The organism is Streptomyces sp. NPDC002838 (genome assembly GCF_040295365.1).
Taxonomy (GTDB): domain Bacteria; phylum Actinomycetota; class Actinomycetes; order Streptomycetales; family Streptomycetaceae; genus Streptomyces.
In genome coordinates this window covers 214,625-226,746 of the sequence record NZ_JBEOVF010000001.1, presented here as the reverse complement: position 1 = coordinate 226,746, position 12,122 = coordinate 214,625, and the positions used below count along the sequence as shown (strand labels likewise).

The following is a 12,122-nucleotide window of genomic DNA, read 5'->3' as shown; positions in this document are numbered from 1 at the left end:
GACCCCGCGCCTAATGTGAAGGGCATGGAAGCGGCGGACGTGGAGCAGGTGCGGCTGGTGCCCTGGGCCGAGGGGGACTTCTGGCTGCTGCGCAGGACCAACAGCCCCGAAATGACCGAGCACTTGGGCGGCCCCGAGAGCGAGGAGAAGCTCGTCATACGGCACCGGCGGTATGTGGAGTTGGCGCCGGGGCGGATGTTCCGGGTGACCCTGGCGGGCAGTGGGGAGACCGTCGGTTCGATCGGGTTCTGGGAGCGGGAATGGCAGGGCGGGACGGTGTGGGAGACCGGGTGGGGGGTGCTGCCCGAGTTCCAGGGGCGGGGGCTTGCCGTGCGGGCCGCCCGGGCCGTCGTGGCGGCGGCGCGGGCGGCCGGAGGCCACCGGTATCTGCACGCGTTTCCGAGTGTGGAGCACCGGGCGTCGAACTCCGTGTGCCGGCGGGCGGGGTTCAGCCTGCTCGGGACGGCCGACTTCGAGTATCCGAAGGGGCACTGGATCACGTCGAACGACTGGAGGGTGGACCTGGCCGCCGGAGGAGGTCGTTAGGGCCTGTCCGGCGGATCATGCCGCAGACGCGGGGTCTGGCACGCCCATCTGCCGCGTTGTCGTCGGTCGCCGACTCCCCCACGCGCGAATGCGCTCGCGCGGGGGACCCCCATCGCGTCGACTCCCTCCTCCGCCTTGCAGCTGGACGCACCAGACCCCGCTCACCTGCGTTAATGGGTCCTCGCCGATTCCGCAGGACAGGCCCCAGTGTCCCCGCCCAACGCCCGAGCGACCGGTCAGTGACCGGCGTTCCTCAGCTCCCTCACGACACGCGCCGTTACGGGCACATCCACCCCGTGCCGCTCTGCCGCGCGCAGCAACGCGCCGCCGATCGCGTCCAGTTCGAGCGGGCGGTCGGCTTCCGTGTCCCGCTGCATCGACGACTTCATCTGCGGTGGGAAGGCGTCGTAGCGGGCCAGTGCCTGGGCCGGGTCAGCCGGGCCGCCGCAGGCGGCGCTCACCGCCGCTGTCTCCTCCACCATGGCCGTCAACTCCTCGCGGTGGTGCGTGCGTACGTCGCCCAGCGGGAGTCCGTGACGGGTCGTCAGCAGCGCGAACGGAGCCAGGAACGACATCTTCGCCCACAGCACCGCCGACTCGTCGGCCAGCACGCGGGTGGTCGGACCGGCGGCCGTGAGCGCCCGTGCCAGGGCGTCGAGGCGCTCCTTGGGCACGTCGTCGCCGGTCAGGTCGACCTCGGCGAAGGGGCTGCCGTGCTCGATCACGCCCGGTGCGACGCGCGTCGACTCGACGCGGATGACGGCGGGGGCGACGCGGTCCGGGCCGTAGCGGGCGCGCAGGGTCGCTGGGTGTTCGACGCCGTTCAGGAGCGGTACGACCAGGCCGTCGCCGAGGGTCTCGGGCGGAAGTCGGTCGAGGGCGGCGTCGAGGGAGGTGTGCTTGACCGTGACCAGGCAGGCGTCCACCGGCTCGTGCAGCGTGGTGTCCGCCTCGACGCGGGCCGTGAAGTCGCCGAACTGCCCGCTGCTGACCTGGATTCCGTCCGTGCGCAGGGTCTGAGCCGTCTTGTCGCCGGCCAGGCAGATCACCCGGTGCCCGGCCCGGGACAGGAGCGCGGCGAGCAGGCCGCCGATGCCGCCGGGACCGAGGACGGCCACGGTGAGTTCGTCGTACGCCATGATGCGGGGTTCCTCTCGTCGGTCGGCCCCGGGACGGTGGCCGCCTCGGGAAAGATCATCGCAGGAGTCGGAGGGTCACGGAAGCTCCGGGAGCGAGCAGGTGCAGCCTCTCGGAGAGGCCCGCGTCGGCGAAGGCCTTCGTCAGGGTGGGGCCGTCCTCGGTGAAGTGGGCCCAGTGCTCGAAGTGCAGCGGTACGACGTGCCGGGCGCCCAGGATCGTCGTGGCCTCGGCCGCCTGCACGCTGGTGAGGGTGAGCGAGGCGTCCGGGACGAGCGGGGTGCGGGCCGCTCCCGCGAAGAGGAGCGCCACGTCGAACGGGCCCTCGCGATCGGCGATTTCGCGGACCAGGTCCAGGGAGGCGTTGTCGCCGCTGACGTAGATCTTGGGCAGGTTCTCGCCGGACAGGACGAAGCCGGTGACCTCGCCGACGAGGGGTTCGGAGCCCTTGGGGCCGTGCAGGGCGGGTACGGCGGTGACGCGGAGGGCTCCGCCGGTGGGGCGGGGGAGGTCGATGTGGTGCCAGGCGGGGAGTGGGCGGACCGGGGTGCCCATGCGGTCGTGGGCGGAGGCCGTGGAGAGGGTGAGGGGTGCCTGCGTGACGTAGGTACGGCCGCTGGTGTCGAGGTTGTCCGCGTGGTGGTCGTGGGAGAGGAGGACGGCGTCCACCGGGCCGAGGCCGGGGGTGGGGAGTGCCGGGCCGGTGGTCTTCGTCAGCTTGCGGGAGCCGATGGGGTAGTCGCCGGGGGCGTCGAAGGTGGGGTCGGTCAGGAGGCGTAAGTCGGCAAGGGTGAGGAGGGCGGTGGGGCCGCCGATGTACGTGATCTCCAGAGGTGCGGTGCTCGTGGTGGCCATGGTCGGAACAATTGTGCGGATGATTGGGAGTATTCCCCGGCGATGTTCGCCGTGAGGGGCGAGACTGGTCGTATGTGCCGCAGTATCAAGACGCTTCGTCCGCCTGTGTTGCCCGAGGAGGCGACGGAGGAAGAGATTCGGGCCGCCGCCCTGCAGTACGTGCGGAAGGTGTCCGGGTTTCGGGCGCCGGCCGCGCACAACCAGGAGGTGTTCGACCGGGCCGTGGATGTGATTGCGGAGGCTACGGCGGAGTTGTTGGCCGGGCTGGAGGTGCGGGGGGTGGCTGGGCGTAAGGCTGGGTAGCGCGGCGGCCGCGTTCGCAGTGGCCCGGCGTTGGTGCTGGGTGGGGGCGGGGCGCGCAGCCCGGCGCTACGGGGTGCCGCCCTCTTTGGGACGGGCGCCGCCCCAGCGGCACGACTGCCCGTAGCCTGACGGCGTCGGCTGCCCGCAGCTGGGCGGTGCGACGGCGGCAGCTACGGAGGCTGCCCGCCCTTACGCAGCCTCCGAAGGCTCCGGCTGCCGGCGCATCACATATGCCGCCCCCGCCCCTGCCCCGAACAGCGCCAGTACCGACACCCCCGTCGCCAGCCACGTCGTGCCCAGCCACTGGGCGCCGAAGTAGCCGAGGGCAACGCTGTAGGCGGCCCAGGAGAGGCCTGCCAGGGCGGACCAGGGGAGGAAGTCGCGGGCGCGGCGGTGGGCGGCGCCGGCGCCGAGAGAGACGACCGAGCGGCCGGCCGGGGCGAAGCGGGCGAGGACGACCAGAGCGCCGCCGCCGCGTGCGAGGGCCGTGCCGAGACGTTCCTGCGCGGTGGTCAGCCGACGGGAACGGGCGATCGCGCGGTCCAGGCGGGCCCCGCCGCGCCAGGCCAGGCGGTACGCCACCAGGTCGCCCAGCACGGACGCGGTGGTCGCGCAGAGTATGAGGGCCAGGATGTCGGGGACCTCGTGCGGGACCTGGCCGGTCGCCGCACCGGAACCCGCGGCCGCCGCCGTGGCGGCCGTGATGACCAGGACCCCGCTGGGCAGGACCGGCACGAAAACGTCGAGGAGGACCGAGAGGGCCACCGCCGCGTAGATCCAGGGACTGCCGGTCAGCAGCCCCACACTCTCCATACTGTCCAGCACCGCAAGCTCCCCGTGATCCCCCGTGGCCGCCGGAACCCGGCCGTGTCGCGTATGTCGCGGAGAGCGGCGGGGGCGGCCCGTAACAGCCATACAGCGTACGCGTGGGGTGTGACAGCAGATTCACGGGGGGCTCGTGTGTTCGGCACACCATGTTCACCCGGCTGCCGCTTCCCGGCGGGCGGCCCGTGCGGGAGGGGGCGGTCGGGGCGGTCGCCGGGACCGCGTGAGGCCGGCATGAGAGCGGCGCCCGTCCCGCGTGAGCCGCGCGGGACAGGCGCCGTCGTCTGCGGGTCGGCCGTGGATCAGGCGGCCACCGGCCTGTGTTCCGCCGCCGGCCTCTCCGTCGCCGTGGAGCGCTTGGCGAGCAGCCGGTCCAGGCCGAGGGCGCCGGAGCCGGTGAAGACCAGCAGCAGGAAGGCCCAGCAGAACATCGCCGCGGCCTCGCCGCTGTTCTCCATGGGCCACAGCGCGTTGGGCTGGTGCATCTTGAAGTACGCGTACGCCATCGAGCCCGAGCAGATGAACGCGGCGGCCCGCGTGCCCAGACCCAGCAGTACTAACGAGCCGCCGACCAGCTCGATCACGCCCGCGTACCAGGTGGGCCAGGTGCCGGTGTCGACCGTGCCACCGTTGCCGTCGGCGCCCCCGAGGACACCGAAGAGCTTGGCGGCCCCGTGGCAGAGGAAGAGCAGGCCGACCACGATCCGGAACAGGCCGAGCGCGTATGGCTGTGCGCTGTTGAGACGTGCGGTCATGGTGGGGGTACTCCTTCGGTTGGGCCGGTCCGTGGGGTGGTGGACCGGTCAGGGGACAGAACCGAGTGAGTCATCCACGTTAGGTGTCCCTAACCAATACTTTCAAGTTCAACATCTGGACACTGGTTTGTCTCTCCTTGCCCTTCCGTCTCAACCACCGCCGCACGTAGAGCCGCTCTCGCCACCGCATCCGCGTCCGAAAGCGTGACCGAATCCACACCGGGCCTGGCCCCCGCCGCGGTCACCCAGTGCACGCCTTCCGTGGGCACCCCGAAGGCGAACCGACGTGGATGCGCGCGGCCTTGACGGTCGATGAGACGGTACGGCCGCTCCGTCACGTCCAGTCCGCCTGTTTCGTACCCGCCCACGGTGTGCGGCCGGCACTGACCGGTCTTCAGCAGCCGGGCGAGCAGATCGTCGGCGGTCCGCCGCAGATCCGGTTCCGGAAGCCGCGCCTCCACGAGCGTGGTCACCCGTACGGCGGAGCCCGGCACGTCGGGGGAGTGCGCCACCCACGCCCCGTCCTCCTCGCGGACCTCCAGCCCGGGCCCGAGCACCTCCACCACACCCGCCTCCACCAGCGCGACCAGCTCCTCGACGCGCCGCCGGGGTGGGCCGATGGACAGGAAGGCGTTGAGCGGGGTGTACCAGCGGTCCAGATGGTCCCGGCGGGAGGCGCCCGTCAGCCCGCCGTGGTCGACGATCTGCCGCAACTCGTTGCGCAGGTCCCGCAGCACGTCCAGGGCCGCCTTCAGCGGACCGGCGACGTTGCCGAGGGCGGCCTGGGCCGCGTCCTCACGCAGGTGCGCCAGCAGCCAGTCCCGCCAGGCGTCCGGACCGGCGAAGTCCTGCCCCGCGTACGGGCGGGACATCCGGTCCCACGACCAGCGGTCGGCCGACGGCATGCCGAACTCGTCCAGTACGGCGGCCTCTTGAACGCTGCCGTGCGCGGTGGCCAGGAACCGGTCCCTGAAGTCGGGAGCCCGGACCAGCGCCTCGTAGTAGACCGTCTCCACCTCCTTCGCCACCAACGGCCATATCTCCGCGAGGAAGTCCGGGGCCTCGCCGGAGTCGGCGCGCTTGCGGAAGCGGGCGATCACCTCGTCGGTGAGGACGAGCGGGAGGTGACGGCCGTAGGGACCCTTCGCGTTGTCGCCGCGCGCCTGGTACGGGATGCCGCGCCGCGAACCGGCGTACAGGCGCGGCTCGCGGCCGGAGGGCAGATAGCGCAGCCCCCGGCCCTCGGGGACGAAACGGCCACCGCGGCCGGTGGTCAACAGCGCCGTGTGGTCGAAGAAGTTGAGGCCCAGTCCGCGCAGCAGGGCCGATTCGCCCGGCGGTACGGCGGACAGGTCGACGTCGGCCGGGTTGGCGGGCGGGATGTAGCACAGGCCGTGGCGTTCGGCGTACGCGGCGAGCCGCCGCCCGGTCGTGTCCGCGACCACCGGCAGATGGCCCTGGGCGAGGACGACGGCGGACAGGCCGGGCAGGATGCGGCCGTCGTCGAGGGTGAGCGACTGGCGGCCGTCGGAGCCGTCGTCGAGCCGTACGGCCCGTGCCGCGTGCGTCTCGACGCGTACGGCGGGCGGCGCTTCGCGCACCGTCCGCGTGAACACCCACTCCAGGTACCGGCCGTAGTGCGCGCGGGTCGGATACGCGTCCGCGCCCAGCGCGCCGGCCGCCCACTCGTACAGGCTGGGGCCCGGCCGGATCGGGCCCGAGCAGTCCACGCTGTCGTCGGTGAACAGGGTCACCTGCGAGGCCACCGTGTTCATCAGCAGCTCGCACGACTGCGCGGTGCGCCAGACGCGCCCGGGGCCGGGCGGGGCCGGGTCGACGACGTGAACCGTCAGCCGTACGCCGGGCGGGAGGAGCTCCGGCGCGGAGGCGCAGAGGCGTTCCAGAACGCTGGTGCCACGGGGACCGGCGCCGACCAGGGCGACGGAGACGGGCACGTGGTCCGTGGTCGGTGCGGGCAAGGGTGTTACTCCCGGGCGTGGGGGGCGCGTGGCGGAGCCGGCTCGTGGCCGAGGGGGCGGCGGACCGCCCACGGGAAGCGGACGGTCCGCCTCATCATGCCGTCGGGAGTGGAGGGAGCCGAGACCGGGGGACCCGGACTGTGGGACGCGTCACGAGCATCTCGTGTCACGGGTGCAACAAACGGACGCAACAGGCGGATTACGGGACGAGACCGGACTCGGTGACGGTCGTCGGAGCTCGATTCGGCGACCGTCAGCAGGGTTCGCACTCCGTGACCGTCAGCAGAGTTCGGACTCGGTGACCGTCACCAGCCGCGGCTTGCCGTCCCGCACCTCGCGCGCCTGATCCAGCCGCAGCCGGGCCGAACGCCCGCGCAGCGTCAGTGTCATGAGCTGGTTGCCGAACCAGGGGCCGCCCGTCCGGCGCCAGTCGACCGGCGGCTTCGGACAGCCGCCGTGTCCGGCGAAGCGCCGGCCGAGGGCGCGGGCCACCGCGCTCCAGCCGAAGCGGAAGCCGAGCCGGATCGACAGGGGGATGGAGTTGTGGACGGGGGAGCAGGTCAACTGGAGGATGCGCGCGTCCGGCGGACCGGCAGGCGAACCGGAAGACGGCCCGGAAGACGGCCCGGAAGACGGCCCGGAAGACGGCCCGGAAGACGGCCCGGAAGACGGCCCGGAAGACGGCCCGGAAGCCGAACCGGCAGGCCACTTCGGCTCGGCCACGTACGCGTGGTGCACGTCCCCGGACAGCACGAGCACCGTGGCCGGCGCGTCCGGTCCCGTGCCTGCCTCGGCGAGCAGCGCCGCCAGCGCGTCGAAGGACGCCGGGAAGGCGGCCCAGTGCTCCAGGTCGGCCCGCCGCCGCAGATCCTCCCCGAAGCGGGCCCAGCGGGCGCCCTTCTCGCCCCGGCACAGTGCCGCGTTCCACGCCTCGGCGTCGTGCACCAGGTGTGGCAGCAGCCAGGGCAGGGAGGTGCCGATGAGGAGGTGGTCGTACGATCCGGGCTGGTCCAGTGCCTGCTCGCGCAGCCACCGCGCCTCGCCCGGGTGGAGCATCGAGCGGCTCTCCTCGTCGAGGACGCGGGCCGCCCGGGTGTCCACCATCAGCAGCCGGACGCGGCCGAAGTCGCGGCGGTAGCTCCAGCGGACCGAGGCCGGGTCGGCGTCGGCCCGGGCGGCGAAGGCGCGCACCACGTCCGTGGCGTCGGGCGTCTCGCGCACGGCCGCGTACAGCGGATCGGTCGCCAGCTCGTCCGGCGAGAGGTTGCCCAGGTGCTGGTGCACCCAGTACGACATCAGGCCGCTCAGCAGCCGCTCCTGCCACCAGTCGGCGGCCCGCATGTCGGCGAGCCAGGCGGCGGAGGTGTTCCAGTCGTCGATGACGTCGTGGTCGTCGAAGATCATGCAGCTGGGCACGGTGGACAGCAGCCAGCGGACCTCGGGGTCGAGCCAGGACTCGTAATAGAGGCGGGTGTACTCCTCGTAGTCCGCCACCTCGCTGCCCGGCGGGTCGCTCAGGTCGCGGCGGGCGGCCAGCCAGCGGCGGGTGGTGTTGGAGATCTCGTCGGCGTACACCTGGTCGCCCAACAGCAGCAGGACGTCCGGCCGTTCGCCACCGGGGTCGCCGGCGATCCTGGCCGCGAGGGTGTCCAGGGCGTCGGGGCCGACCGGATCCTTCTCGTCGGCCGGCGGGGCGGCCCAGCGGCAGGAGCCGAAGGCGACGCGGACGGGGTCGCCTTCGGCCGGGGTGCGGATGACGGAGTCGGGGAACGGCGAGTCGGGCAGCGGCCACACGCGCGTGCCGTCGAGGAAGACCTCGTACGACTGCGTCGTGCCCGGGGTGAGGCCGGTCACCGGGACGAGGGCGTAGTGATGGCCCTCGACCTGGAAGGTGCGGGTCTCGCCACCGGCGCCGTCCGCGCAGCGCACCTCGGCGGCGCACGGACGGCTCGTCTCGACCCAGACGGTCGCGGACGAGCCGTCCGCGTATCTCAGCAGTGGTCCCAGGCGCAGTTCCGCCACGTGATCACCCTCCTCCATCGCCCCGTACGGTACGGAACGACGGAGGTGAGCGGGGAGGTTCCGCAGGTCACGGTTTGCGGAACCTGAGATCAGCAGTCAGGGAAACAGGTGGGTCAGCAACTCGCGAGGTAGTTCGTGAGCGCGCTCTTCTCGGCCGAGTCGACCGAGAGGTCGTAGTAGTACTTCACCTGGACCCAGGCGCGCACGTAGGTGCACCGGTAGGCCGTGCGCGAGGGCATCCAGGTGGCCGGGTCCTGGTCGCCCTTGGCCTGGTTGACGTTGTCCGTGACGGCGATGAGCTGCGGGCGGGTCAGGTCGTTGGCGAAGGACTGGCGGCGGGAGGTGGTCCAGCTGTCGGCGCCGGAGTCCCAGGCCTCGGCGAGCGGGATGAGGTGGTCGATGTCGACGTCGGAGGCGGCGGACCAGGTCGCGCCGTCGTACGGGGAGTACCAGCTGCCGCTGGTGGCGGCGCAGGAGGAGTTCTGGACGACGTTCGTGCCGTCGCGCTTGAGGACGACCTCGCGGGTGTTGCAGGCGCCGGACTGGGTGATCCAGTGCGGGAAGAGGTCACGGTTGTAGCCGGTGCGGTCCTCGGTCGCCACGGTGAGCGAGGCGAGGTAGCTGCGGGCGGTGGCGGCGCTGACCGGGGTGGGGAGGGCGGCGGAGGCGGTCGGGCTGTTGAAAACCGCGACCGAGGCCATGACTCCGGTGAGCGCCGCGAGTATGCTGAGCCGTCGACGCGCGTAGAACTTCGGCATGCGAACTCCCTTGGGATGTGGGGGCGTTGCGGTGCGAGCGAGGGAATGCTCGCCGCGCCGTGTTGCGGGGAGGTGTGCGTGGGGTTAGAAGGTAATGACGCGTGCATGACACGACAAGAGTTCGGGCGGTGCCGGTTCCGGTACGGCTTCCGGCGCGGGGCTCGCGTACGATGGACGGCGCAGAAGGGGAGTAGCTCTTCGCCGGACCGTCGACATACTGCTCAGCTCGCCTGAGCCGGCGCCCGGAGGCGGATCCTTTTACGGATCGGCCAGCGAGACCTTCGGCAAGCAGTGCACGCCCGTGCCGTACGGCACGGGTGCCGAGTGTGCTGCCGTGCCGAGGTGTCGCAAAGGCGGTCGTGGAGACTTCGCGGAGACTCTCGGTGGGGCAGCCCCGTACCGATTGAGGAACCCTTGATCAGCTTCACCGTGACGGCGCTCGTCTTCGGCGTCGTCTTCCTCGCCGAACTGCCGGACAAGACCGCGCTCGCCGGGCTCGTCCTCGGCACCCGCTACCGCGCCTCGTACGTCTTCGCCGGCGTCGCAGCCGCCTTCGCGCTGCACGTCGCCCTCGCCGTCGCGGCCGGCAGCGTGCTGACGCTGCTGCCCCAGCAGATCGTGCACGCGCTGACGGGCGTGCTGTTTCTCGGCGGCGCCGCGATGCTGCTGATGAAGAAGGACGAGGACGAAGAGGAGGTCCGCAGGCCGGAGAACCAGTCCTTCTGGAAGGTCGCCGGGGCCGGGTTCATGCTCATCCTGGTCGCGGAATTCGGCGACCTCACGCAGATCATGACGGCGAACCTCGCGGCCCGTTACGACGATCCGCTCTCCGTCGGCCTCGGCGCGGTGCTGGCGCTGTGGGCGGTGGCCGGGCTCGGCATCGTCGGTGGAAAGGCGCTGATGAAGAAGGTGCCGTTGCGGCTCATCACCAAGGTCGCGGCGCTGTTGATGCTGGGGCTCGGGGTGTGGAGCCTGTGGGAGGCCGTCAGCGGCTGAGGGTGCCGGCCCGTCTGAACGGTGAGTGAACTGTTTCGGGAGACGGTGGCGCAATCCGGCCCGGTTTTGTACCGTGAGGGAACAAAGTGGCTCCCGCCCGTTTTCCCTGACCGGCGGGCGGGGCCACCTTGTTCCTTCGAGGGCCCCTGTACCCCCTTGTTCTCGCGCCTTGGAGCTGCCGATGACGGCCACCGCCGTGCTCACCGCCCGCGCCCTCCTGCTGGACATGGACGGCACCCTCGTCAATTCCGACGCCGTGGTCGAACGGATCTGGCGGCGCTGGGCCGAGCGGCACGGGCTGGACAGCGACGAGATCATGAAGGTCGTCCACGGTCGGCAGGGGTACGCCTCGATGGCGCTGCTGCTGCCGGGCCGGCCCATGGAGCAGAACTACGCGGACAACGCGCGCATGCTGGCCGAGGAGACGGCCGACATGGAGGGCGTCGTGGCGGTGCCCGGTGCGCCGGAGTTCCTCGCCTCCCTGCGCGGGCTGCCGCACGCGCTCGTCACCTCCGCCGACGTCGCGCTGTCCACGGCGCGGATGGCTGCGGCGGGCCTGGACCTGCCCGACGTCCGCGTCACCGCCGAGTCCGTCGGCGCCAGCAAGCCCGACCCCGAGGGCTTCCTCAAGGGCGCCGCCGAACTGGGCGTCGCGCCCGCCGACTGCGTGGTCTTCGAGGACTCGGCCGCGGGCATCGAGGCGGGGCGCGCGGCGGGGATGCGGGTGGTCGGGGTCGGGGCGAGGGCCGGATTCCATGGGCCCGACGCGCTGGTGGAGGATCTGCGGCAGGTGCGGGTGGAGGCCATGGAGGGCGGGGCGATTCGGGTCTATGTCGGGTAGGGACGGCCGGCTCTACGGCTCGTTCGTCTCCGACTCGAGCCTCGTTCGGGTCTCGTGGTCGTACACCCCGAGGTTGTCGGTGCCGACGCCACGGGACCACTGGTAGTTGCGCAGGGCGTCCTCGACCTGGGTGCTGAAGTTCCCGTCGATCTCGCCGTTGTAGAGGTACAGCTGGCGCAGGCGCTGCTGGAGTTCGGTGACTTCGGGGCCCTGGTCGCCGCGGCGCAGGACGGGAGCGCCCTGGCGGCCGTCCTCGGCGCCCTCCGCCGAACCGCCGCCTGCCTCGGAGCCGCCGCCGGGGGAGCTTGTCGGGGTCCGCGTCGGCTCGGCCGACCGGGTCGGGGTCGGCGAGGCGCTGGTGGCGGACGCCGACGGTGACACGGAGGGCGACGGGCTGGTGCTGACGGACGGGGACGGGGAGGCGGACGTCGGCGGCGCGGACGGGGTCTCCTCGGACGGGGACACCGACGCCGCGCTGGTCGAGGGGGCCGGGACGGCCGCCCGTACGTCCTTCGGCGGCGCGCCTTCCCGCGACGGGGTCTCGTAGGAGAACAGCCCGCTCGCCAGCCCGGCGACCGCCACCACCGCGACGACGGCTCCTCCGACGCCGAGCAGGGCGGTACGGCGTCGGCGCCGCGGTTGCTCGTTGTCCCCGGTGGGTCCGGAGACGGTGGATCCGGACTCGGTGGGGCCGTGTCCGGCGGGGCCGGTGTCGTCGGCCGCCTCGAACAGGCGCAGGTCGGTGGCGTTGGGCCTGACCGCCGGGGGTGCGAGGGGGATTGGGAGCACGGAGGTCGCGTCGATGGCGGGGAGCGCGGTGGTGGCGTCCGTGCCGGGGTACGTGGAAGTGGCGTCCGTGCTGGGGTACGCGGCGCGCGCGTCCTTGGTGGGGAGCGCGGTGGTGGCGTCTGTGCCGGGGTGTGCGGAGGTCGCGTCCGTGGTGGGGAGCGTCGTGGTGGGGTCGGTGGTGCGTTGCGCGTTGGCGTTGGGGTGCGCGGGGCGTGCGTCCCTGGCGGGGAGCGGGGCGGTGGCGTCGATGGTGGGGAGCGCGGTGGTGGCGTCTGTGCCGGGGTGTGCGGAGGTCGCGTCCGTGGTGGGGAGCGTC

Annotated in this window: 12 protein-coding genes; 4 read left to right on the top strand and 8 right to left on the bottom strand. The window is 72.3% G+C overall.

The window, feature by feature from the left end; translation table 11 throughout:
* Window positions 1-24: 24 nt before the first annotated feature.
* Complete coding sequence (locus ABT063_RS01065; protein WP_351054938.1) at window positions 25-546, top strand: GNAT family N-acetyltransferase; 522 nt, start codon at window positions 25-27, stop codon at window positions 544-546.
* A gap of 236 nt (window positions 547-782) precedes the next feature.
* On the opposite strand, the gene ABT063_RS01060 is transcribed toward ABT063_RS01065, so the two are convergent.
* Both ABT063_RS01060 and ABT063_RS01055 read right to left on the bottom strand, forming a co-directional pair.
* Window positions 783-1,685 (bottom strand): ketopantoate reductase family protein, encoded by a 903-nt coding sequence (locus ABT063_RS01060; RefSeq protein WP_351054937.1) that lies wholly within the window; start codon window positions 1,683-1,685, stop codon window positions 783-785.
* A gap of 55 nt (window positions 1,686-1,740) precedes the next feature.
* Window positions 1,741-2,538 (bottom strand): MBL fold metallo-hydrolase, encoded by a 798-nt coding sequence (locus ABT063_RS01055; protein ID WP_351054936.1) that lies wholly within the window; start codon window positions 2,536-2,538, stop codon window positions 1,741-1,743.
* 72 nt (window positions 2,539-2,610) lie between these two features.
* On the opposite strand from ABT063_RS01055, the gene ABT063_RS01050 reads away from it, so the two are divergent.
* Window positions 2,611-2,841: a DUF2277 domain-containing protein gene (locus ABT063_RS01050; RefSeq protein ID WP_095753309.1), complete on the top strand. Its 231-nt coding sequence runs from the start codon at window positions 2,611-2,613 to the stop codon at window positions 2,839-2,841.
* 189 nt (window positions 2,842-3,030) lie between these two features.
* Here ABT063_RS01050 and ABT063_RS01045 read toward each other — a convergent pair whose 3' ends face one another.
* The 5 genes from ABT063_RS01045 to ABT063_RS01025 all read right to left on the bottom strand — a co-directional run bounded on the left by ABT063_RS01045 (window position 3,031) and on the right by ABT063_RS01025 (window position 9,180).
* Window positions 3,031-3,654, bottom strand: a complete 624-nt coding sequence (locus ABT063_RS01045; protein ID WP_351055229.1) for a DedA family protein — start codon at window positions 3,652-3,654, stop codon at window positions 3,031-3,033.
* 314 nt (window positions 3,655-3,968) lie between these two features.
* Window positions 3,969-4,421: a DoxX family protein gene (locus tag ABT063_RS01040; RefSeq protein ID WP_351054935.1), complete on the bottom strand. Its 453-nt coding sequence runs from the start codon at window positions 4,419-4,421 to the stop codon at window positions 3,969-3,971.
* Window positions 4,422-4,510: 89 nt separating this feature from the next.
* On the bottom strand, window positions 4,511-6,400 hold the full coding sequence (locus tag ABT063_RS01035) for an FAD/NAD(P)-binding protein (protein WP_351054934.1): 1,890 nt from the start codon (window positions 6,398-6,400) through the stop codon (window positions 4,511-4,513).
* A gap of 279 nt (window positions 6,401-6,679) precedes the next feature.
* Window positions 6,680-8,422, bottom strand: a complete 1,743-nt coding sequence (locus ABT063_RS01030) for an alkaline phosphatase D family protein (protein ID WP_351055228.1) — start codon at window positions 8,420-8,422, stop codon at window positions 6,680-6,682.
* 113 nt (window positions 8,423-8,535) lie between these two features.
* Window positions 8,536-9,180, bottom strand: coding sequence for an HNH endonuclease family protein (locus ABT063_RS01025; protein WP_351054933.1), 645 nt, complete (start codon window positions 9,178-9,180; stop codon window positions 8,536-8,538).
* 414 nt (window positions 9,181-9,594) lie between these two features.
* On the opposite strand from ABT063_RS01025, the gene ABT063_RS01020 reads away from it, so the two are divergent.
* Window positions 9,595-10,176, top strand: coding sequence for a TMEM165/GDT1 family protein (locus tag ABT063_RS01020; protein WP_351054932.1), 582 nt, complete (start codon window positions 9,595-9,597; stop codon window positions 10,174-10,176).
* A 181-nt stretch (window positions 10,177-10,357) separates the two neighbouring features.
* Window positions 10,358-11,017, top strand: coding sequence for an HAD family hydrolase (locus ABT063_RS01015; protein WP_351054931.1), 660 nt, complete (start codon window positions 10,358-10,360; stop codon window positions 11,015-11,017).
* Between the two features lie 12 nt (window positions 11,018-11,029).
* Here ABT063_RS01015 and ABT063_RS01010 read toward each other — a convergent pair.
* On the bottom strand, window positions 11,030-12,122 hold a 1,093-nt coding region (locus ABT063_RS01010), incomplete at its 5' end, for a peptidoglycan-binding domain-containing protein (protein ID WP_351054930.1).

Bases quoted from the DNA above. Each gene is read 5' to 3' on its own strand.
- ABT063_RS01045 (WP_351055229.1), bottom strand. From the start codon at position 3,654: ATGGAGAGTGTGGGGCTGCTGACCGGCAGTCCCTGGATCTACGCGGCG.
- ABT063_RS01040 (WP_351054935.1), bottom strand. From the start codon at position 4,421: ATGACCGCACGTCTCAACAGCGCACAGCCATACGCGCTCGGCCTGTTC.
- ABT063_RS01065 (WP_351054938.1), top strand. From the start codon at position 25: ATGGAAGCGGCGGACGTGGAGCAGGTGCGGCTGGTGCCCTGGGCCGAG.
- ABT063_RS01060 (WP_351054937.1), bottom strand. From the start codon at position 1,685: ATGGCGTACGACGAACTCACCGTGGCCGTCCTCGGTCCCGGCGGCATC.
- ABT063_RS01050 (WP_095753309.1), top strand. From the start codon at position 2,611: ATGTGCCGCAGTATCAAGACGCTTCGTCCGCCTGTGTTGCCCGAGGAG.
- ABT063_RS01025 (WP_351054933.1), bottom strand. From the start codon at position 9,180: ATGCCGAAGTTCTACGCGCGTCGACGGCTCAGCATACTCGCGGCGCTC.
- ABT063_RS01015 (WP_351054931.1), top strand. From the start codon at position 10,358: ATGACGGCCACCGCCGTGCTCACCGCCCGCGCCCTCCTGCTGGACATG.
- ABT063_RS01055 (WP_351054936.1), bottom strand. From the start codon at position 2,538: ATGGCCACCACGAGCACCGCACCTCTGGAGATCACGTACATCGGCGGC.